A 22,191-nucleotide genomic window follows, 5' to 3' on the forward strand; every position below is an offset into this window, starting at 1 on the left:
CGATGGGTCGAGCTTAGCGCGCCCGCGCCGAGGCTTTCCATCCGCCAGGCTGATAAAAGAACGTGCCCTCCGACGAACCGTACCGCGGCCCGTACCAAGTTTGTCCCGGCGGGGCATGCTCCCAGTGACCCGGAATCCATGTGTATTGCGCGCCGGTCCAGTGCCAATAGCCATTGACCCAAACCGCGGTGGCGCTTGGTGGTGCAGGGCGATCTTCCTGCAGCGGCGCCGGCGGCGGGCCATTCACGACGACCCCGCGCGGCGTTGGGTTGGAGGCCGTTGCAACGCATCCCGCGATGCAAAGGGTGAAGACGGCGTAAGCGCTAAGCCATGTCGCTCTCATCTCTTACCTCCGTAGGGCACGTGACCCGCACGAAAGAACAAAACAGAATAGCATGTGCACGCTATGAGTCCGCACCCCTCTCACGACTTGCAGGAAGAGCTCGATACGATCGACCCCGACCTTCACGCGCGGCTTACGCGTGCCGGCTTCGATGCAGCGCGCCTTTTGCACCTGGCCAAGGACCTGGGGCAGGGAACCGCTGCCGAGCGACGCGATAAGCGCAACCGTGTCCCTGGACCGGTCGAGCCTCCATCCGAGGACGAGATATGGTCGATTCCGCAGCCTGGATCGGAGCGGCACCGCCAACTCGAGGCGCTCGGCCTCGAGGCCCTGCAAAAGGGAGAGCTCGCATTCGCGGTGCTCGCGGGCGGCATGGCCACGCGCATGGGCGGCGTCGTCAAAGCGCTGGTCGAGGTCACGCCGGGGCACACGTTCCTCGACGTGCGTCTGCGTGAAAATCGCCTCTGGTCGGAGCGCGCGGGCAAGCCGGTGCCGCTCTGGCTGATGACCAGCGATGCCACGGACGAGCCCACGCGCAGTGCGCTCTCGAAGGCGGGTGTTGGCGCGCACGTGAAGACCTTCCTGCAGGATCTCGGCCCGAGACTCACGCCCGATGGGCACCTGTTTCGCGGCGCCGATGGTCGGCCGAGCCTCTACTCACCGGGACACGGCGATCTCGTGGACGCGGTGCGGCGATCCGGGCTGCTACGCGATTTCCTGGCCGCCGGTGGGCGATACGTCTGGATCGCCAACCTCGACAACTTGGGCGCGACCATCGATCCGGTTTTGCTGGGCCTGTTCATCGAGAACCACACGAAGGGCCAGCGCGTCGACGTCATGTGCGAAGTGACCGACAAGGATCCGGGCGACCGGGGCGGCATTCCGGTGCATGCGCTCGGCAAGCTGCAAGTCCTGGAAGAATTTCGCCTTCCTCGCGATTTCGATGCGACCAAAGTCTCCGTATTCAATACGAACACCTTCGTCGTGGGGGCCGAGGCGCTGCAAACCGCCGACATTGCGTGGAATTGGTTCGAGGTCGAAAAAAATGTCGACGGCAAGCCGGCCATTCAGTTCGAACGGCTGCTTCAGGAGCTTACCGGCGCCATGCGTGCGGCCTATGTTCGTGTACCGCGGCGCGGAGCCGCATCGCGGTTCCTTCCGGTCAAAGACCGCGAGGAGCTCGAGGCGCGCCGAAACACGATCCTCGAAGTCGCTCGAAGCCGCGGTATCCTTCTCCCCTAACGTCCGATTCGAAACCCAATGACGAGCATTACCTCCGAACTCGAAATTGCCGACATGGGCACGCTCCTCACATTGAGCGGCCCGCAGAATGAAAAACTTCGCGCCATCGAGCGCGAAGCGGACGTCCAAGTCGGTTTGCGTGGCAATACCATCTTCATTCAAGGGGAGCCCGACGCCGTCGCGTTGGTCGAGCGTTTCCTCTCGGAATCGGCGAATCTGCTCACCACGCGCGGCATCCGCGTCGATACCGTCGACATGCGCCGCGCCCTGCGCATGCTGCGCGAAGACCCCGAACGGCGCCTCTCGGATATCTTCGCGTTCGACCGCGATGGCGGTGAGGACGTGGTCACCCTGGGCTCCGCGCGGCGTCCCATTGGGCCGCGTGGCATGGCGCAAAAGCGGTACGTGGAGTCCATTCGCAGCCACGATCTCACCTTTGGCATCGGTCCGGCGGGGACGGGCAAGACGTATTTGGCCATGGCGTGCGCCGTGGCCGCGCTCAAATCGGGCGCGGCCAAGCGCATCGTGCTTACGCGTCCCGCCGTGGAAGCTGGTGAAAAGCTTGGCTTTTTGCCCGGCGATTTGGCCGAAAAGGTGAATCCGTATCTGCGCCCGCTCTACGATGCGCTCAACGACATGATGGACTTCGACAAAGCCCAGGGGCTCATCACCCGCGGCGCGATCGAGGTGGCGCCGCTCGCGTTCATGCGCGGGCGCACCCTGAACGACTCGTTCGTCATCCTGGACGAAGCGCAGAATACGACGTCGGATCAAATGCGCATGTTCCTCACCCGATTGGGATACAATTCCAAAGCCGTGGTGACGGGAGACGTGACACAGGTCGACCTGCCCGAGGGCCGCTCCAGCGGATTGGCCGAGGCGCGCGACCTGCTCGGGAAGGTACCCGGCATTGCCTTCTGCCATTTCACGGACGTGGACGTGGTGCGGCATCCCCTCGTTCAAAAGATCATCTTGGCTTACGAGTCGCGCGATTCGACGCGGAGGGCGGGAACGGCCCCGCAGTCTTCCGAAACACGATGATGGAGCAGCCATGTCCTACGGCGATGATGGGGGCCCCGCGACGGAGCGCATGACGGGGGGAGCGGCGGATATGGGCGCACTCGTGGCTCGCCTCGCGCGGGCGGGGGATGCTCTTCGCCACGATGGCCGCCTTCCGCCGCACTGGGTGAGCAGCCCGCACCCGTTGCTCTTGATGGTCGCGCAGAACAGTCACATCGTGCTGGTGGCGCCGGCCATCGTGTGGGACCGCGGGCGCGAGCTCCTCAAGCCGTTCTCGGACCGATTCGCCCAAGAGGGGGCGATGCTCGTGCTCATGGGCCACCCGCGCGAGGGCGACTTTGCGCAGGCCATGAACAAGGGCCTGGCGAGCATCGTTTCCGAGGAGCCCTCGCCCGACGAGCTCCACGTGGCCGTCTTCCGCGCGCTCGAGCTCCTCGAGGCCAAGGTGCACGCCGAAAGCCGCGCCCGCTCGCTGCGTCGCTACCGCTACGAGGTGGCCGAGCTCGTCGACATCGCCCGCGCGATGACCACCGAGCGCGACGTGAACAAGCTTCTCTCGGTCGTCCTGGAGAAGAGCCGCTTCATCACCGGCGCCGATGCGGGGAGCATTTACGTCGTCGAGGGCGAGGAGAAAAACCGGCGCCTGCGCTTCAAGCTCACGCAGAACGACTCGGTGCATTTCGATGCGCGCGAGTTCGTGATTCCGCTGTCCAACCGCAGCATCGCCGGCAGCGCGGCTCGCAGCAAAAAGCCCATCAACATTGCCGACGTTTACGAATTACCGCCGGGGTCGCCGTACGGATTCGACAAAAGCTTCGACCAGAAAATCGGATATTTGACCAAATCGATGCTCACCTATCCGCTGATTTCCCAGCGCGACGAGGTCATCGGGGTCATTTCGCTCATCAACAAGAAGAAAGAGCCGCACAAGCTCCTGCTCTCGCCGGAGGACTTCGAGGAGCAGGTCATCCCCTTCGACGAACGAAGCGAAGAGCTGCTCGGCATGCTCGCGGCGCAAGCCGGCGTTTCGCTGGAGAATACGCTGCTCTACGACGAAATTCGGATGCTCTTCGAGGGCTTCGTCAAGGCCAGCGTGGAGGCCATCGAGTCGCGCGATCCGACGACGAGCGGTCACTCGCGCCGCGTGGCCGATCTCACCGTGGAGCTGGCGAAGGCCGTCGACAAGGAGAGCACCGGACCGTATGCGGATGCGTTTTTCAGCCGCGAGGACATTCGCGAACTCGAATACGCGAGCCTGCTTCACGACTTCGGAAAAATCGGGGTTCGCGAACGCGTTCTGGTGAAGGCCAAAAAGCTCTTCGACGAGCAGCTCGACCTGATTCGCGCGCGCTTCGATTTCGTGGGCAAGTCCATCGAGGCGGACGTGCTACGGCGCAAGGTGCGCGCGCTGGAGCGCGGCGCGAAGTCGTCGGAGCTCGCGGATCTGGACCGGGAGCTTTCGTCGCGACTTGGCGAGCTCGAGGCTTCGTTTCAATCGATCGTCAACGCGAACGAGCCCACGGTTCTGGCAGCGGGCGACTTCGAAAAAATCGAGCAGCTGGCCCACGAGACGTACACGGATCTACGCGGCGACGTGCGGCGCCTGCTCGCGGACGACGAGGTGATTTCGCTTTCAGTGAAGCGCGGTTCGCTCACGCCGGCGGAATACGACGAGATCAAATCGCACGTGACGCACACCTTCAATTTTCTTTCCCAGATCCCGTGGGGAAAGATGTTTCGCCGCGTTCCTCTGATTGCGGGCGCGCACCACGAGCGGCTCAACGGTACGGGATATCCGAATCGCCTGCGCGCGGAAGAGATTCCAGTGCAATCGAAGATGATGAGTATTGCGGATATCTACGATGCGCTCACGGCGGCCGACCGACCTTACAAGAAGGCCATTCCGATCGACCGCGCGATCGACATCCTCGAATACGGCGTAAAAGATGGGCATCTCGACGCCGTGTTGGTGCGTGTGTTCAGGGAAGCGCGGATATGGGAACTCTGCGATCCCGTGCCGGCTTCGTTGATTTTCCGCTGACCGCTAGCGGAGCTGCGAGACTCACTGCGGCGCTGGCGGCGGTGCCGGTTTCAGCGGCTTGCGCACTTGTGCACTGAAGCGCGCGGAGATTTTGACGGAAGCGCCCTTGTCGTTGACGAGCGTGACGTTTTTGATCGTGCCCTTGACCGACGATGTGTCGCTGGCTTCGATTTTCAACGTGCACGAAGCCGACGGGTCCTTCTTTTTCGCGTTGTCGACCGAGTACGAGCCGTCGCCGTCGAAGGTCATGCTGATGCCTTCGCAGCCGTAATCACCAGGCGCCAAGACTGGAACCTGGACGGCGGAACTGCCCGGTATTTTCAGGCGAAGATCGCCCACGTTCGGGTCCGAAGACTGCGACGCGTTGACCCAGCTTTCCGTGCCTTTCCGGCGCGCTGCTGCGTCTCCGTACTGGATTTGCGAGTCGTTCACCATGGCATTGACGCCCCACTTGCCCGCCGGTACTTCGGGAAGTTGGACATCGTTGTTGTTGTTTTGCTCTTGTGGCGCGCCGCCCGCCGGAGCATTCCCGTCATCGCTCGATCCGCACCCTGGGAGTGCGAGAACGAGGATCACCCCAAGCGCCGCCGCGAGGGCCGCGCCCGATTTTGCTTCGATTGCCATTTTCCTCCTCCCAATGAAAAAGGGGGCGTTTTTTCCCAAGCGCAAGCGCCGCGTACACGACGCGAATTGCGCGCTACGAGGATCCTTATAGCGGTCGACGGCGATGCGCAACCCGCGATTCCGTCGGAAAGGGAAAAAGAAAATGCGAGTCATCGCTCGCATTTGCGACGACTCCGAAGAGCGCGTTACATGAGGGTTTGTCGAAATCTTAACTGTCGTTCAGGGAGGCCTCGCGGATGTCGAACTGCCGCGCTTCACAGGATGGCCAAAACGCGGGTGAAAAGGTGAGGCTTCGTGGACGTGCGTCACACGTCCGTCACTCATGTGCCTCAGCAACGCGACATTTGGGCAAAAAACCGCGTGTTATGAGCGCGGCAACATCATGAAGCTCATGTTTGCCTATCGCCGCTGCGCGCAACGGCGCGCGCTTTCTCTACTTCTTTCCGCGGTGTCGCTGACGGCAGCTTACGAGGCGACCGCACAGGAGTCCACGCAGACGGCTCCCCCCAATTCCCAATGGTCGAACGCTCCCACGTCGTCGAGCGGTTCGGATCTCGGTGCGCAGTCGGCGCGTCCGGCGGGCGAGGGCAGTGCCTCGGCCGCAGCGGGCTCCGACGTGGATGCGCGCATGCGCGCGCTCGAAACCAAGGTCGCTGCGATGACCGAGAAGGAAGAAAAGCGCAGCAAGGCCCTCGAGTGGCTCGAGAAGATCAAGTTCAGCGGCTACGTTCAGCCGCAGTTGATCTGGCAGTGGTACAACGACGCGGCCTCGCCCAACGTCGGCGCCGGTGGCGCGAGCGGGCTTCCGCAAGGGGTCTCGGCCAATCAGACGATCGCGCGTTCGGACGGCTACACGACGAACCCCGACACGTTTCGCATCCGTCGCGCGCGCCTCAAGGTGGAGGCTACGCCGACCGAGTACGCGAAGGTCATCTTCGAAATCGATCCGTTCCCCGCCGGTGGAACGGCCTCGGGCACGGGAACCATCGCGCGTCAGATCGAGGCCGTCGCCGTGATTCCGTGGTCGAAAGACGTGAAAACGGAAATCGGGCTGGGCATCTTCAAGATTCCCTTCGGCTGGGAGGTCCTTCAATCCGACTCGGATCGGCCGTTCATCGAGCGGAGCTGGTCCGAGCAGAACCTGATACCAGGCGAGTTCGACACCGGTGTGCGCGCGTACACGACCGCGCTGGACAAGAAGCTCGATATCCGCGCCGCGGTGGTGAACGGCGCGACGGAGTCGGAGCGGAACTTCGTCATCGTGCCCGATCTGGATCACGGCAAGGATCTGGTGGGGCGCGTGAACTACAATTTCGGTCCCTTCGACGTGGGCACGAGCGGCTACTACGGCCATGGCTCGCTGGTCGACGGGGCGGCGCTCAAGTTCAAGACGTACAAGCGCTGGGCGTGGAATGCCGAGGCAGCGATTCATCACAAGTTCTTCAAGAGCCTGGGCAATACGAAGCTCTTTTCGGAGGTTACCCTCGCACAAAACCTGGATCGTGGTCTTCGCTACTCTGCGGCCATTGCGCTGCCGAACATGCCGGCGAACATCAACGATGACGTGGGCAACAAAGACGAGCGCGGTTTCTTCGTGCGCCTCGAGCAAGACTTCAGCGAGTGGGCCACGCTCGGTCTCCGCTACGACAACTACACGCCCGATTCCGCGCAAAAGAACAACGCGCGCGACACCTACAGCTTCCTCGCCGTGGGCCACTTCACCAAGGCGCTGCAGTTGATGCTGGAATACGACTTCGCCATCGACAACGTGCACCGCCCGGGCACCGACGCGCCGTCGAAGAACATTCACACCTTCTCGACCGTCATGCAGGCACGTTTCTAGGGATTCGCTAAGAGCTAAGAGAGGCTAGAAGACGTGCACGAGCGCGTGCGCGTGCAGGAGCACGATCACGCCCACGAGAACGTGCACGTGATCGTGCTCGTCGTTCGTGCACGTGATCGTGCACGCGCACGCGCTCGTGCACGATCCTTTCGCCGCAGACGCTAATTGCAGACGATTTCGGCCCCCGCCCAGTCGGCGTGATCGTAATCCTTGTTGTCCCGCGCATCGGTGACACGAAGTTCGAGTGCGGTGACGCCGGTGATGGCGATGTCCAAGGCGCTCGCGGCTTGGCCGCCGCGTTTCACGTCGGTGTACGAGAGCAATTTGCCGTCGCCGTAGACTTGGAAGCGCACGCTGCCCCGGGTGCCCGATTCACCATCGATTCCGACTTGGGCCCGGAACCGCGAGCACGCTTTGCCCAGGTACACGTGGACGGCGGAGTTCGCGTGGACGCCGATGCCCTTGGCGTACGAGGTGCCGCCGATGCTCAGGCCGCGGCCGTCGTTGGCGGCGGTTTCGCCGTTGCTCTTGTTTCGCTCGACGGGGCCCCAGCCATTGCTCGAGGTGAGCCACGTGGCGTCGCCCAGTGCGTACGTTCCCGGTGCGGGCGGGGTTGCCAGCGTGCCTTCGCGGCGCACGATGTACATGGCCACGCCGTGGCTGGGCACCGACGCGGAAATGCTGCCGCTCGTGGTGCTCTCGGCCTTGCTCCAGAGATCCTTCAGCCGGTACGAGCTCGACCCTCCCAACCCGATTTCGGCGGCCGACGTCGTGATGGTGCTGGTGCTGCCGTTACGGTTGAACAGCACGATGGCGACGGAGCCGTCGGACATCGGCTTGCCCCACACCTGCGTGCCGTTGCCCAGATCGCGAAGCACGCGACCCTGCGAGCCGCCCCAGTCTTGATCCACCGCGATGATGTCGCGATTCGTGAGGATCGCCTTGGTGTCTGCGCTCATCGCGCTCAAGTCATTGCCCGCGAGCAGCGGCGCGTTGAGCAGCGCCCATAGGCTGAAATGCGCGCGGTATTCCGTGGTGGTCATGCCGCCGTTTCCGACTTCGAGCATGTCCGGATCGTTCCACCCGCTCTGCCGCGCGAAGGGCTCGAGGCCATTCTGCTGGTCGAGAAGACTCAGCACGCTGTTCCAGTTGTCGCTGATGTCCCCGGTGGTGCGCCACAGATCGCCACCCACCTGCGGGCCGAAGATCCACGGCTCCTCCTCGCCCCAATTGCAGATGCTGTAGACGATGCTGCGGCCCGATTGCGCGAGCGCGGTTCCCATGGCTTGGTAGCGCTGCTTCGCGGGCGTGCCGTCGTGGTTGCAGTTGTCGTATTTGAGGTAGTCGACGCCCCACGACGCGAAGCTGTTCGCGTCTTGTTGCTCGTGCCCCAACGCGCCGGGCATGGTGCGCGCACAGGTTTGGCTGCCCGCGCTGGTGTAGATGCCGAGCTTGAGGCCTTTGCCGTGCACGTAGTCCGCGAGCGCCTTGATGCCGCCGGGAAACCGTGTGCGATGTGGAACGAGGTTGCCGCTGGCATCGCGGTTCAACTCGGCCCAGCAATCGTCGATGTTCACGTATTGGTAGCCCGCGTCCTTCATCCCCGAGGAGACCAGGGCATCGGCCGCCGCCTTGATCTTCGCCTCGTTGATGTCGCAGCCGTACTTGTTCCAACTGTTCCAACCGAGCGGCGGCTTCGGTGCGAGGCTCCCGAAATCGGCGTGGACAGCGCTCGATTGTGACGAGGCCTCCTCGCTGGAGGGCGCGCTCGAACACGCGATCGCGAGGAGGCTCGTGGTGGTGATGAGGCTGCGCAGTGCGGCGCGGCGAATGGTATTCCGGTGGCTCATGGTCACCTGCCCTTTCGGGCGCCGCACTATACGGAACTAGAGTGGGGAGAGGGCACTCGGTTGCGGCCACTCGGTGCCGGTCGCAAAGTGATCGTGCCATTTGTTGGCATTGCCCACGAACGCGCTACCGTTCGAGAGGGACACGAACACGTCAGCCGCAGTGCCGCGGGTGAAGGTCACGATATCGGCACGGCCATCGCCGTCGAAGTCACCGACGCCGGGGATTTCGCTGCCGGCTGCGAAGTTGTCGTGCCATTTCCAACCATCTTGTACGAAGCGTGTCCCGTTCGAGAGCGACACGTACACGTCTGCCGAGGTGCCGCGGGTGAAGGTCACGATGTCATCCCGACCGTCGCCGTCGAAATCGCCCACCGCGGGCATCTCGTTGCCGAGGCAGAAGTGTTCGTGCCACTTGGAGCCATCCCCAAGGAAGGCGCCGCCGTTGGAGAGCGCGACATACACGTCGGCTGCGTCTCCGCGCAAGAAGGTGACGATGTCGTCGCGACCATCGCCGTCGAAGTCACCCACGGCCGGCCACTCGGTGCCAATGGCAAAGCGGTCGTGCCATTTGATGCCATTGCCAATGAAGGCGCTCCCATTCGAGAGCGCGACGTAGACGTCGCCCGCGTCCCCGCGCGTGAAGGTCACGATGTCGTCCAAACCATCGCCGTTGAAGTCGCCCACCGCGGGGATCTCCGTGCCGACCGCGAAGTAGTCGTTCCATTTGACGCTGCGCCCCACGAAGCCATTGCCATCCGAGAGCGCGACGTAGACGTCGGCCGCGTCCCCGCGGGTGAAGGTCACGATGTCCGTTTTGCCATCGCCGTTGAAGTCGCCCGTCAACGGGATCTCCGTGCCGGTGGCGAAAAAGTCGTGCCATTTGACGCCGTCGCCGACGAAGCTCGTCCCATTGGAGAGCGCGGCGTAGACGTCGCCTGCATCGCCGCGCGTGAACGTTGCGATGTCGTCGCGGTCGTCGCCATTGAAGTCGCTCCGGATGGGAAGAACGGTGGTGCCGGAGATGACGCCGGACGCCGGGCTTGCGTTGCCGGCTCCGTCGACGGCGACGACGCGGTAGTAACGCGTCTCACGGGCGCGAAGCGGGCCGTGGGCAAACGAGGGAAAGCGTGAGACGCCGACCAGCGCGCTCGGGTCGATGGGCACGTTCGACGTCGTGGCCGCGTAGATGCGGTACTCCGCCACGCCGACGTTGTCGGCTGGCTCGTTCCACGAGAGGCGCAGCGCGTGGGTGACTCCGTTCACCGCGAGTCCGTCCACCGCGGCGGGGGCCGCCGTGTCGGCGAATGGGGCAACCAGGTTGTCCACCACGTAGCGCGATGCCGAGAAGGCCGGCGATCCCGCCGTGGGCTGCAAGGTGATGGTCACCTGCGAGCGGTTGCGCGTGGCGGATGCAGGAAGCCGGAACACGTCGTCGAGCCAGCGCGAGGTTCCATTGCCCAGCGGCTCGATCCACGTGCCCGCGGCGACGCCGTCCACGAGCACCTGCGCCGACTGGTACGCCTGCTGCTGATCGCTGGTACGGCGCAAAAGCACGCCATCATTCGCCGGATCGAGCGCGACGCGGAACGACAGCGACGCCGACGTGGAGCGCACCTGGTCGCGGATGGACACGTTGTCGAAATCGCCTTCGTAGCCCGACACCACGTCGTACTGGTTGGCCGCACCCGTCTCGGCGTACCCGTGCGCGCTGCGGCTCTTTGGATCGCCCACGTCGATGGCATCCGTGCGCGAGGTCGAGTACGTGCCACGCTGCGTGTACATGAACGGCGTCGAGCCGTACACCGCGGCGATGTCGTCTTGCGGGCCGTGCTCGATGCTGAAATGCAGCGCGGAGTGGTAGGTGACCGCGTCGGTCAGCAGCAGGCGGTACATCGTATCGCACCGCTCGGCGCAGCCATTGTTGCCCTGTTCCATCGCCGTCAGGCCGTTGGCCCAATTGCTGAACACACCGCGGTTGAAGTACCAGCCCGACTCGTAGAAGTCCTCGGTGCCGGTGCCGTGCCACTGCGGCGAGTCCTGCCCGTCGACGTACACGCGCTCGTCGCCTTCCAAATAGAGGCGAGAGTTGGGGCCTTCCTTCGTTTCGGAGACGCCCACGAATTTGCCGCGTCCGACGGTGCTGGCGATGGCCCAGTCCTCGCCGTTCAAGGTATTTCCGCGGCGTGCGAGCGCGGTGAAGTAGCCTGCGCTGCCGCCTGGCGCGAGCGCATTGGTCCACTGTTGATCGAAGGCCGTCGTGACCTCCCACGTCACGCCATTGATGTCGTGCGTGGTGCGGTTCTCCAGGCTGATGGTGGCCGTGTTCCGGTACGGCATGGGCCACCACGTCGAGTACCAACCGCCCGCCGCGTTATCCATGGCGAAAAAGAGCGCGCGCACCGCGTATTCTCCGGCGCCCGAGCCGAAGAACTCCCCGATGGGCGCATCCACGGTGGTCACGTTGTCGAAGGCGATCTTGAGGCGCACGTTCTTCAGCACGTCGTCCGTGGCGGCGGCATCCGGCACGCGCAGGCGCAGCGCGCGGATGGAACCCGGCCCGGTGACGTTGGTGACCAAACTGTTCTGACCCGCCGGCAAAGGAACACCGCCCGACGAGGTGAGCGCATTGCTCACGGGGGGCTTCGGATCGCGCGTGCCCGATGCACGCAAGGTGGCCAGCACGTCCTCCGCGCGATCGGCGGGATCGAACGTGTTCACGCCGGTGGCATCGACGAAGTGGCGGTAGCCGACGTGGTAAAAGATCGGATTGTTCTGCACCGTGACCCGCATCGAGTCGCGGTAGGGCATCGGCACCTTGATGTACACGCCTCCCGAGGTCTGATCCGCATTGGCCACCAGAGGAAAGACGAAGGGCGCACCCAGTGCGCCGTTCACCACGTCCTGCAGCGAGGCTGCGAGCACCGTGCGGCCATCCAGCTCGATGGTGATCCGCCCCGTTGCGGCGACGTTGCCTTCGTCGCGCGTGAACCAAATGGATTCGATTTCGCCCGCACCGCGTTCTTCGGCAATGACGCAGCCCGTCGAACCCGTGCGCAAACACGAATATTGACCAGAGAATCCATCATTGTTGCTTCCGTCGCGCGCAAAACTCGAAAATTGGCGCGAGTCTGCACCGGCATTTAGATAGGGCAACAAATCCAACCGACGAAACGTGTCCCAACCCACCGGACCTTTGTCGGAGGCGGCCAGCGTTCCTGTCGGATCGGATTCGGATAACGGCGTCGAAATGCCGTCTTTTTCCTCGATGGTATCGATACCATTTTGCGACGCAGAACACGCCGGCAATGCACCTGCCAGCACCGCGACAGCCGAACCGGCGATATATGGAAATAGGCGCCACGCCAATCGGGAAATCATCCTTCCCCTGATGATGCGGAAAGATGAATGTGTCAAGGACCGTTTGTGATTGGCGATTATCGATTCGTTCGATCTTCGGCGTTCTGCTCGAAATATTGAAGATCGATGAAAAGCCCCGCGGCGAGTAAGAGGGCGCGTTCGTCGGGGGTTAGTTCGGCGCCGTAATCGATGCGAAAGGTGTCGGCATCGGTGAACAGCTCACGCAAGACACCGCCCCACTTTTTGGCGATGACCGCGACCTGCCGGCCCGCGCGCTCGAAGGGGAACGTCCACACACGCCAAAAGGGGGAGCTCACGCTGAACAGCACTTGGCCGGATGCATCGACCACGTCGAAGCGTTTGCTGAAAAACGCAAAGCGCTGTTGCATGGCGCCGATGTAGCGGTTCGCGGCGTCGTACACCTCGAGGCGCTGGAAGAAGAAGCGAAACGGATGCACCGCCCGCATGATGGGGTTGCGGTACATGTCGAAGACGTGGAGCTCGAACGAGCGCCAGTGGCCGAGGAACTGACGCAGCAACATCGCGCCGATGCTTTTTCCCTGCTCGGCCGCATACAGGATGGGCTGCCCTTCGGTGGTGAGGATCTCGTACTTGTTGCGTGACTCGTAGCCGAAGAACTCCGCCAGCTCGCGCCGTTGGCGAATGAAGAGTGACGAATACGCGGACAACGGCGCCAGGTTCGACATGGTTGGCAATGTGTATCGCCTGACGGCGAACGCAATGGATGCTCTGCTGCCCCTCTTCCCCCGTGCCCGTGCCCGTGCCCGTGCCCGTGCCCGTGCCCGTGCCCGAAGAGCCAGGGACCTGGCTCGCGGCCCTAGCCGATGAGCGGGCACGGGCACGGGCACGGGCACGGGCACGGGGGAAGAGGGGAGACAGCCCTAACGCAATGCTGCTGCGATGACTTCGGCGAGGGTGGTGGGGGAGCGCACGCCGACGAGGGCGACGTCGGGCACCATGAAGGCCGACTCGACGCATTGCTGGACGACGTCCATCGTGATGGGCCGCGTTGCGCATTGCTCGGCGAGCGCGCGCTCGAGGTTCTCCACGGCATCGCGCGAGGCGAGAAAGTCGCCGCCGATGCGGAAGGTGCCCTGCGCATCGGGGCCCGCGCCGATTTCGCCGATGGCCTCTTCGGCGATCGCGGTCCACGGAGGATCGAGCGGTGCCGGCTCCCAGCGTGGTGCGGTGCGCGGAAGGATCGCGAGCGCGTCGCCGTAGGCCTCGGCGTACGCGCGCTCGATCGCGCGGGCGAGTGCGACCAGCTCGATGGGGCGAGCGTGCACCTCTTCGAGCGTCGCGGGGGCCTTGTCTTGAAACGAGGAGCGCGATGCGCGTGCTCCCGTCGCGAACGGTGTCGAGACGGCGACGAAGGCTTCGAAGGCGGCGCGTCCCGTGCTCGCTTCGTGCGCGAAGCCCACGTGCGCAACCGGCCGTTTGGCCATGCTGATCCAATCGCGCCCGAAGTAGTTCGCCTTTTTCCCGAGGGTCGTCAGCGCAGCAAGCAGCGGCCGCACGTAGCGATTCACCAAGCGCAGTGCATCGCACGGAACGAGCGCCGCCGGATGCGCGAGCGTGAGCAGCACGTGAAGCGTGCCGGCCCCGACCTCGACCGCGGCACCCCCCGACGTGCGCCGAACGCAGCGCAGGTTCGCGTCGGTGCGTCGCTGAAAGGCACCGAGCACGAGCAGGTCTTCGTCGAACATCGACACGGAAAGCGTATTCAAGGGTTTAGGGGTCAGGGTCTAGGGTTTAGGGTAGGAGAGCCGGCTCCAATCCTAAACCCTCGACCCTAAACCCTAAACCCCATGGACATTGACTGGAACGCGGAAGGCGATCGCTGCGTGGCCTTGCTTGCATCGCTGCTGCGCATCCCGACGGTGAATCGCGGTACCGGCGAGGAAGGCGACGGCGGTGAGACACCCGCGGCCGAGCTCCTCGCGGACTTTCTGCGCGAGTCCAACGTCGAGCCGCGCCTCTTTACGCGTACCAAGGGACGTTCGTGCCTCGTGGCCCGCGTGAAGGGCACCGGCGAGAAGCCGCCCATCCTTCTCAATGCGCACCTCGATGTCGTGGAGGCCGATGCCTCGCGCTGGGAGCATCCGCCGTTCGCGGGTGAAATCCACGACGGCTATCTCTGGGGGCGCGGCGCCATCGACATGAAGCACATGGCCGCGATGAGTGCGTGCGTGCTCTCCCTGCTCGCGCGAGGTGCGCAACACCAGCATGGCAAGCTCGATCGCGACGTCATCTTCGCGGCGGTCGCCGACGAAGAGGCGGGATGCGCCGACGGTAGCCTCTTTCTCGTGGACGAGCACCCCGACGAAGTCCGTGCAGAGTACACGCTCGGCGAGGTGGGCGGCTTCTCGCTGCACTTGTTCGGGCGCACCTTCTACCCGATTCAAGTCGCCGAAAAGGGCGTCTGCTGGGTGCGCGCCACCTTCGAGGGCAACCCAGGCCATGGCTCCTTGCCCGATCCGAACAGCGCCGTCGTGCGCATGGCCGAGGCCATCGCCAAGCTCGCGCACACGCGCCTGCCGATGCATCCGACGCCGGCCGTCACCTCGTTTTTGCGTGCGCTCGCGGAGCGGCTTCCGCTTCCTCAGCGCGGCGCGCTCTCGCTGCTCGCCGTGCCGGCGGTGGCGGGCGCCATCCTCGATCACTTGGTGGCAGACCCCGATCAGCGGCGGACCTTCGGGGCGCTCCTCTCGAACACCGCCACCCCCACCATCGTTCGAGCGGGCTCCAAGGTGAACGTCATTCCGGGGCGCGCTTCCGTCGACATCGACGGGCGCCTCCTGCCCGGTCAGAGCGAGGCCGCTTTTCTGGATGAGCTGCGCTCCGTCCTCGGGAAAGATGCGACCTTGGAAGTGTTGAGATCGCTTCCGCCCGTGGAAACGACATCCATCAGCCCACTTTTTGACCACCTCGGTAAAACGATCCGGCGCCACGCGCCCGAGGCGGTTCCGATCCCCTTCGTCATCCCGGGGTTCACGGATGCCAAAGCTTATGCCCGACTAGGCTCGACGTGTTACGGTTTCGCCCCTGTTCGCTTCGATCCAGCACACAAGGATGTCGTCTTTTCCCGTATGTATCATGGACACAACGAGCGCATCCCGGTGGCGGGCCTGCGGTGGGGGCTGCAGGTTATATATGAGGCCGTCGCGGGCTTCGCGTCCAGCGTGGCCAGAACGGCGTGGACGCGGGCTGAGGCGATCGGATAGAACCGAGGCATGCGCCGTGTGCCACACTGGGCGGCGTCTCCGGCTCTGGAGGCGAACCAACGTTTCGCCGGCCCACTCCCTCAAGCCTGGCAGTCCTGGCAGTCCTGGCAGGCAGGTTGCGCACGTGAAGCCCCTGAATCGATGGATTCATGGCATTCAGGTAAGACGGGGGTGGTCGCTCGGGCGGATCGAGAGTATCTACGCGCAGCTAGTCTCGTTTTTGGTCTCGTTCCCGTGCGATTTTAAGTCCGCGTTCCCAAAATTTGGTCCCGTTTTTCGAAGTAGGCATTCTGTCAGCCGAGGCTCCTAATGGTCAACCCGCAGATGGTGATGTACGAAGAGGAGTTCAATCAGATCCAAGCGGTGGTCGATCGCTTGGTTCGCGACGCGAACGCCAAGGTCGTCTTCATCGTCGATAAGAACGGCCAACTGATCGCCGCAAGCGGCGATATCGACAACGTCGACACGACGAGCCTGGCCTCGCTCACCGCTGGCAACATCGCCGCCACGGGGGGCATGGCCAAACTGCTCAAAGAGCAGGAGTTCGCCACCCAGTTCCACGAGGGTGAGAAGGCGAACATTCACATTCAGCTCGTCGGCAACCGCGTCATCTTGGTCGTCATTTTCGACTCACGATCGAGCCTCGGCCTGGTTCGCTTGAGGGTGAAGAAGGCAAGCGAGGAGCTCAATCACATCTTCGAGTCCCTCCTGAAGAAGGTTCAGGAGCCGGGCGCCGATTCACCTTTTGCCGAGATCACCGATGAAGATATCGACAACCTCTTCAACGACTGAGCAAGAAGAGCAGCGCGACCTGGTGAAGGCGAGGCGGAACTCGGAGGGGTACGAGGGCCAGACACGATGAGCTTCATCAATTACATGGCTCGGGAGATCAACTGCAAGTTGGTCTACTACGGTCCCGGGCTCTGCGGAAAGACGACGAACCTTCAGTACATCTACGAGCGCACCAACCCGGAAGCGAAGGGCAAGATGATCAGCCTCGCCACCGAGACGGAGCGAACGCTCTTCTTCGACTTCTTGCCGCTGGCCTTGGGGGAGATTCGAGGCTTCAAGACCCGGTTCCACCTCTACACGGTGCCCGGGCAGGTCTTCTACGATGCGTCGCGCAAGTTGATCCTCAAGGGGGTCGACGGCGTCATCTTCGTGGCGGACTCGCAGATCGAGCGTACCGAGGCCAACCTGGAGTCCGTGGAGAACCTCCGGACCAACCTCGCCGAGCAAGGCTATTCGCTCGACAAGCTGCCGTACGTCATTCAGTACAACAAGCGTGACCTTCCCAACATCGCCTCGGTGGAGGAACTCCGCCAGATGCTGAACCCCACCAACGTGCCCGAGTTCGAAGCGGTCGCGCGCACGGGGGCGGGTGTGTTCGAGACACTGAAGTCCATTGCCAAGCTGGTGCTGACCGAGCTCCGCAAGGGTGGATAACCCAAGGACTTTCCAGCGTTTGCTTGTCGATACAAGCATTTGACTCCAAGGTCCGTCTCACCCAAGCATCATGCATCTTCTGGCCCTGAGTGATCTGCACGTAGCCGACCGCACGAACCGCGATTCCATCGCGCAGATTGCGGACCACAAGAACGACTGGCTGATTCTCGCGGGGGACATCGGTGAGACGGAGGAGCACCTCGCCTGGACGTTCGAGACGCTGGGCAAGAAGTTTGCGCGCCTGCTGTGGGTCCCTGGCAACCACGAGCTATGGACGACCCCGAAGGCGCCCGAGCTCCGCGGCGAGCTCAAATACCGCCGCCTGATCGACATCTGCCGCGCGTACGACGTGAGCTCGCCGGAGGATCCTTACCCGGTGTGGGAGGGCAGCCCGGAGGGGCCGTGCATCGTCGCGCCGCTCTTTACGCTGTACGACTACTCGTTCCGCCCGGACCACGTGACGCGGGCGGACGCCTTGGAGTGGGCCAAGGAGCACGATTTGGTATGCGCCGACGAGTTCCTGCTCGACCCGTACCCGTACCCCACACGCGATGCCTGGTGCGCCGCACGCTGCGCCGCCACCGAGGAGCGCTTCACGTCGATTGATTCGTCGCTGCCGACGGTGCTGGTGAATCACTTTCCGCTGCGCGCCGAGCACGCATGGCTCCCGGCCATCCCGCGCTTCTCCATCTGGTGCGGTACGCGCCGCACGCACGATTGGCACCAACGCTTCCGCGCCCGCGTCGTCGTCACCGGGCATCTTCACGTGCGAACCACGCGCTACCTCGACGGGGTGCGCTTCGAAGAGGTGTCCCTCGGGTACTCCCGCCAGTGGACCCAATCGCGCGGCGCCGAGAGCTACCTGCGCACGATCCTCTAGTCGGGTTCACGCTGGTTGAGCGAACCGCCAAGACGCCAAGGATCTTGTGTGTAGGAGCACGGCTCCTGCGCGCACGCCAATCAAAACTTGGCGTCCTTGGCGTCTTGGCGGTTCGACCCGATTCTTCCGAGACCGCGCAGACGCCTTAAAGACGAACAGCTCGATGCAAGGCGGGGCCTCGCTCGAGCTTGAAGTACGTCTAGGAAGAACGAATCAGACCCGGAAAATCAGGCCAAAAAATCAGGCCAAAAATCAGGGACGATTCAGGCGCGACCGGCGGCCGGCGTTCTTCGACTTGAGCTTGGCGCGGTAGCGCTTGCTCTTCGTGCGGTTGGTCTTGCGCGGCTTCTTGGAAATAACGAGGTACATGGCGGGGGGCCGTTACTAGTCGAGGTGCGGCATCGAGGCAAGAGGCTGTGAAAGATGCCCCTCGCAGGCGGGCACGGAGTGGGATGCGGGAGATCACGTGTGGTCTCGGGTAGAGCGGGGTAGTCTGGCCACTTCCTTAAAAGGAGGGATACCCGATGGCCCGAAATCGACTGATTTTTCCCCTCGAGTTCGCTGGTTTGCTGCTGCTGGCGGGCTGTTCGTCGGACGATGCCCAAGCACCCCCGAACGAGGCGCCGGAGAACGCGTGCGATGCCGCGGAGGTGCTCCAGTTTCAGGAGACCGATGGCGATGGCGAGACGGCCATCGAAAACCATTTCTATCGGCAAGGCCCGATGGCGGCGCACATGCTCGCGCGGGCGGGCCGCTCGCTGCGGCTCTTGTTCGCGTTTCCCGCGAGCAACCAAGGGGCGGGCATTTGGTTCGAGGACGTCGCCTCACCCGCGCAGTTCGGTGTGACGGGTGACAGCAAGCTCGGTTGCGTGAAGCGCGGCGATGGGATGCGCGGGCTCTCGGCGCACCTGCGAAGCAATGCGACGTCGCTCAAGGTGCATGGCTCGGTGCTCGGCAATGTGCGCTCGCTGCGCGACTACGGGTACAACAACCTGAAATTCAAGGAGCCCATTCCGGTGGGCATGATCCCGGAGATGAGCACGACGCCGCCACCCGGCTCCACCAGCTCTCCGAGCTTGCTGCTGCGCCGCACGATGACCGACGGAAGGCACCACGTCGAGCTGAGCATCGTGCCCGAGGATGGAACGACCATCACGATGCAGGGCAGCGACGTCACCTTCGCTGCGGGGGCGCACGGCGAGATCCGCATCTTCGCGACCGCGCTGGCCGACGACGCGCCCGTCACTCCGTACGCGCACTCGGAGCTGGTGAAGGACGAAGAGACCGCGAAACGCGACAACCCGCGCGCGCTGCAGGCGCTTTCGTTCCTGGCCTACAAGGAGAAATTCATGGCCGGCTCGTGGCGCTTCCTCACGTACTTCGGGCGCGACACGATGCTCTCGCTGGGCATGTTGATGCCCGTCCTGCAGGCGCCGCTCATCGAGTCGGGCATCGGCTCGGTGCTGGATCGGCTCGGAACAGCGGGCGCCGAGTCCGGGGACGTCGCGCACGAGGAGGCAATTGGCGACTATGCCGCCCTGACCAACGTGACGGCGACGCCGCGCCCGGCCGATCTGGAGCAGCCGCTTCTCGACTACAAGATGATCGACGACGACTTCGAGCTTGCGCCCATCGCCGCGGCCTACTTCGATACCCCAGAGGGTTCCGCGCGGGCCGCTGCGTTTCTGAGCAAGAGAACACCGTCGGGTGCGACGTACGCAGAGGCGCTGAAGCGAAATCTCGCGCTGGTGCTGCAGCACGCGCAGCCCTACGCCGATCAGCCGTCGGCGACCACGTTGGTGAAGATCCGCGACACCGTGAATGGGCAGAAGAACAACGTGGGCAATTGGCGGGACTCCGACAACGGGCTCGGGCTCGGCCGATTTGCCTTCGACGTGAACGCTGCGCTGGTTCCGGCGGCGCTGGCGGCGGCGAAGAAGCTGTACGCGCGCCCGGAGATCGCCGACGCGGCGGCGGCGGCCAAGGCCGAACAGCTCGGCGTAGCCTGGAAGGGCGTGGAGAAGTACTTCAAGGTGACGCTGCCCGCGGCGAACGCGAAGCAGCGCGTCGACGACTACGCGCGCCTCGCGCAGATCGATCCCAAGGCACCCACCGACTCGGTGAAGGGCGACGTCACCTACTACGCGCTGTCGCTCGGTGCGGATGGCAAGCCGGTGGAGGTCATGCACTCCGATTCGTCGTTCATGTTCTTCTTCACCGATCCCTCGGCGGAGTACCTGGAGTCGGCGGCCGACGATCTGCTGCGGCCTTTCCCGGCGGGCCTCCTCACGCCGGTGGGCGTCGTCGTGGCGAACGCCGCGCTGGCCACGGATCCGGCGCTGCAGGCGATCTTCACGCCGCGCGACTACCACGGCACGGTGATCTGGTCGTGGCAGCAGGCCATGCTGGCCGCAGGCCTCCGGCGTCAGCTTGCGCGGGCCGATCTCGGTGCGCCGACCAAAGAGAAGCTGCGCGCCGCGGAGGCGGCCTTGTGGGCGGCCATTGCGGTGCGGCGGGGCACGACCGGGGAGCTCTGGTCCTTTGCCGCCAAGAACGGCGCCATCGAGTATGCGCCCTTCGTCATCCCGGGTGTCGACGAGTCGAACGCGGTGCAACTCTGGAGCACGGTATACCTGGCGGTGAAGCCGCCGAGGTAACAGGATTGAATTTCAGCGCGAATGAGCGCATGGTGACCGCGCTGCGATGGGCAAAATTCTCGTATGCCGCTGTGAAGACGTCACGCTCCACGAGCTGGAACAAGCCATCGAGCGCGGCCACGACGACCTCGAATCGCTGAAACGCTACACGGGCTTCGGCACGGGGTGGTGCCAAGGCAAGTCGTGCGTCGCCTTGTGTGCTCACCTTCTGCGGCAACACGGCGGCTCCGCCGAGCTTCCCATCACCCCGCGCCCGCCGCTGCATCCCCTGCCGCTGCGCGATCTCGCGGGCCTTGCGGAGGTTGCCGAGGATGACGTGGCCAAAGGCCGCCCGCCTCAGTAACAGGAGTCTTACTGCTGCGGTTTGCCGAGTACCTGGCGAAGCACCCGAGCGTCCGCACGATCACGCTCGCGCATGCCTTCCTTCGTCAGGAGCAGGCCTTCGAGGCTGAGTACGCGGATCTTCACGCCGTCGAGATCAACGTCCGTGACGTATTTCTCGAGTTCCTGCCAAGGGTGTCCGTCACTTTGCTTCCGAGGAGACGGAGCGAGCACGCATTGCCTCGATCAGCCAGGCTTCGCGACCTGCGTTCGCAGCTTCGTGGCTAGGGTAAATGAACGAGTATGAGCCCTCGTGCGACGAGTACGCCCTGAGGGCCTTCCTTAGGACGGCACCGCGGTCGGAGCGACCAGCGACGCGTTCTTGGCTTCGCTCGGGTCGGGGGCGCGCAAGGCGCTCGCGGTCAGTAGGACGAGGGCGATCCACACGGCGTCGGCCAGGAGCAGGTGCACGAGCTGCATCGGCACGGGGGCGAGCAAGGTCACGTTCACCACCCCGGCGACCATCTGCGCCAGGACCAACATCGAGACGGAGCGCGCAAGGGAACGCACTTGCGGCGAAGGACGCAGGATGCGCGCGAAGGTCGATGCCGCGAGCACGAGGGCGGCCACCGCCGTGGCGATGACCGGGTGCAGCACGCGCAGGCGCACGAAAAGGTGCGCGCCGTGCGAGAGATCCGCGGCGAGGCCCTCGGAGAGCGTGTGCACGGGAAAGAGCGTGTCACCCAGCGCGGTGACCGCACCGCTCGCACCGAGGAGCAGCATGCCCGCGATGGCCACGCCGAAGACCCACGGCAGTGCGCCCTGCCGGCGCAGCGAAACGCGGCTGCCGCCCGAGGCCCAGAAGGCCGTGAGCGCGAGGGCCGCGAGCAAGAAGAACGTGTTCGTCAGATGCAGCGCCATCGACAGGCCGCGCTTCATCGACTTGTCGTGCGCGACCAGCTCGAACAACACGAGCGCGGCGCCGATGAGCGCCTCGGCGCAGACGAAGCCGAACGCCGTCCACGCGCCACGCCGGACCAAGGACCCGCGCGGCTGAGAACGATGTGCCGCAATGGCGAGCGCAAGGCCGCCCACCAGGGCGAGCCCGCTGGTGATGCGGTGCGACAGCTCCACGAGCATCTCCACACCAGGCGCACGCGGCAGCACTTCGCCGTTGCAAAGCGGCCAGTGTGCCCCGCAGCCTGCGCCCGAGCCGCTGGCGCGCACGTAGGCGCCCCAGGCGATGACCAGCAGATTGTAAGCCAACAGGCCCCAGGCAAACTTGGCGACGCGCGACACGTCAGCCTTTTGGTCTCAAAACG

At 64.2% G+C, this 22,191-nt stretch carries 18 protein-coding genes; 10 read left to right on the plus strand and 8 right to left on the minus strand.

Features of this window, described 5'->3' with window-relative positions:
* Positions 1-13 precede the first annotated feature (13 nt).
* Complete coding sequence (locus LZC95_00125; protein WXA95245.1) at positions 14-343, minus strand: hypothetical protein; 330 nt, start codon at positions 341-343, stop codon at positions 14-16.
* A gap of 63 nt (positions 344-406) precedes the next feature.
* Here LZC95_00125 and LZC95_00130 point away from each other — a divergent pair, with 63 nt between their 5' ends.
* From LZC95_00130 to LZC95_00140, 3 genes are read left to right on the plus strand one after another with little or no spacing between them, the layout of a single operon-like run.
* Complete coding sequence (locus LZC95_00130) at positions 407-1,585, plus strand: UTP--glucose-1-phosphate uridylyltransferase (GenBank protein WXA95246.1); 1,179 nt, start codon at positions 407-409, stop codon at positions 1,583-1,585.
* An 18-nt stretch (positions 1,586-1,603) separates the two neighbouring features.
* Positions 1,604-2,626, plus strand: a complete 1,023-nt coding sequence (locus LZC95_00135; protein ID WXA95247.1) for a PhoH family protein — start codon at positions 1,604-1,606, stop codon at positions 2,624-2,626.
* Positions 2,627-2,636: 10 nt separating this feature from the next.
* On the plus strand, positions 2,637-4,646 hold the full coding sequence (locus tag LZC95_00140; protein WXA95248.1) for a GAF domain-containing protein: 2,010 nt from the start codon (positions 2,637-2,639) through the stop codon (positions 4,644-4,646).
* A gap of 21 nt (positions 4,647-4,667) precedes the next feature.
* Here the strand turns inward: LZC95_00140 and LZC95_00145 are convergent, their stop codons facing one another.
* Positions 4,668-5,270 (minus strand): hypothetical protein, encoded by a 603-nt coding sequence (locus tag LZC95_00145; protein ID WXA95249.1) that lies wholly within the window; start codon positions 5,268-5,270, stop codon positions 4,668-4,670.
* A gap of 382 nt (positions 5,271-5,652) precedes the next feature.
* On the opposite strand from LZC95_00145, the gene LZC95_00150 reads away from it, so the two are divergent.
* Entirely contained in the window at positions 5,653-7,113 is a 1,461-nt protein-coding gene (locus LZC95_00150; protein ID WXA95250.1) for an OprO/OprP family phosphate-selective porin, read from the plus strand.
* 161 nt (positions 7,114-7,274) lie between these two features.
* Here LZC95_00150 and LZC95_00155 read toward each other — a convergent pair whose 3' ends face one another.
* The 4 genes from LZC95_00155 to LZC95_00170 all read right to left on the minus strand — a co-directional run bounded on the left by LZC95_00155 (position 7,275) and on the right by LZC95_00170 (position 14,068).
* Complete coding sequence (locus LZC95_00155; protein ID WXA95251.1) at positions 7,275-8,963, minus strand: NPCBM/NEW2 domain-containing protein; 1,689 nt, start codon at positions 8,961-8,963, stop codon at positions 7,275-7,277.
* A gap of 36 nt (positions 8,964-8,999) precedes the next feature.
* Positions 9,000-12,341 carry a DUF2961 domain-containing protein gene (locus tag LZC95_00160; GenBank protein WXA95252.1) on the minus strand — a complete coding sequence of 1,114 codons (3,342 nt, stop codon included), beginning with the start codon at positions 12,339-12,341 and terminating at the stop codon, positions 9,000-9,002.
* Between the two features lie 56 nt (positions 12,342-12,397).
* Complete coding sequence (locus tag LZC95_00165; protein WXA95253.1) at positions 12,398-13,027, minus strand: hypothetical protein; 630 nt, start codon at positions 13,025-13,027, stop codon at positions 12,398-12,400.
* Between the two features lie 195 nt (positions 13,028-13,222).
* Positions 13,223-14,068 (minus strand): hypothetical protein, encoded by an 846-nt coding sequence (locus LZC95_00170; protein ID WXA95254.1) that lies wholly within the window; start codon positions 14,066-14,068, stop codon positions 13,223-13,225.
* Between the two features lie 81 nt (positions 14,069-14,149).
* Here LZC95_00170 and LZC95_00175 point away from each other — a divergent pair, with 81 nt between their 5' ends.
* From LZC95_00175 to LZC95_00200, 6 genes are all read left to right on the plus strand, one after another.
* Positions 14,150-15,565 carry a M20/M25/M40 family metallo-hydrolase gene (locus LZC95_00175; protein WXA95255.1) on the plus strand — a complete coding sequence of 472 codons (1,416 nt, stop codon included), beginning with the start codon at positions 14,150-14,152 and terminating at the stop codon, positions 15,563-15,565.
* Positions 15,566-15,874: 309 nt separating this feature from the next.
* A complete protein-coding gene (locus LZC95_00180) occupies positions 15,875-16,357 on the plus strand; it encodes a roadblock/LC7 domain-containing protein (GenBank protein ID WXA95256.1) in 483 nt (160 codons plus the stop codon).
* A gap of 66 nt (positions 16,358-16,423) precedes the next feature.
* The gene (locus tag LZC95_00185; GenBank protein WXA95257.1) at positions 16,424-17,011 is read left to right on the plus strand and encodes an ADP-ribosylation factor-like protein; all 588 of its coding nucleotides are present in this window, start codon (positions 16,424-16,426) and stop codon (positions 17,009-17,011) included.
* A 70-nt stretch (positions 17,012-17,081) separates the two neighbouring features.
* Complete coding sequence (locus LZC95_00190) at positions 17,082-17,891, plus strand: metallophosphoesterase (GenBank protein WXA95258.1); 810 nt, start codon at positions 17,082-17,084, stop codon at positions 17,889-17,891.
* A 524-nt stretch (positions 17,892-18,415) separates the two neighbouring features.
* A complete protein-coding gene (locus LZC95_00195; protein ID WXA95259.1) occupies positions 18,416-20,548 on the plus strand; it encodes a hypothetical protein in 2,133 nt (710 codons plus the stop codon).
* A gap of 46 nt (positions 20,549-20,594) precedes the next feature.
* A complete protein-coding gene (locus LZC95_00200) occupies positions 20,595-20,891 on the plus strand; it encodes a (2Fe-2S)-binding protein (protein ID WXA95260.1) in 297 nt (98 codons plus the stop codon).
* An 8-nt stretch (positions 20,892-20,899) separates the two neighbouring features.
* Here LZC95_00200 and LZC95_00205 read toward each other — a convergent pair whose 3' ends face one another.
* Both LZC95_00205 and LZC95_00210 read right to left on the minus strand, forming a co-directional pair.
* The gene (locus LZC95_00205; protein ID WXA95261.1) at positions 20,900-21,103 is read right to left on the minus strand and encodes a hypothetical protein; all 204 of its coding nucleotides are present in this window, start codon (positions 21,101-21,103) and stop codon (positions 20,900-20,902) included.
* A 108-nt stretch (positions 21,104-21,211) separates the two neighbouring features.
* Entirely contained in the window at positions 21,212-22,168 is a 957-nt protein-coding gene (locus LZC95_00210; protein WXA95262.1) for a COX15/CtaA family protein, read from the minus strand.
* Positions 22,169-22,191: the final 23 nt, after the last annotated feature.

This window comes from Sorangiineae bacterium MSr12523 (assembly GCA_037157775.1).
Lineage (GTDB): Bacteria > Myxococcota_A > Polyangia > Polyangiales > Polyangiaceae > Pendulispora > Pendulispora brunnea.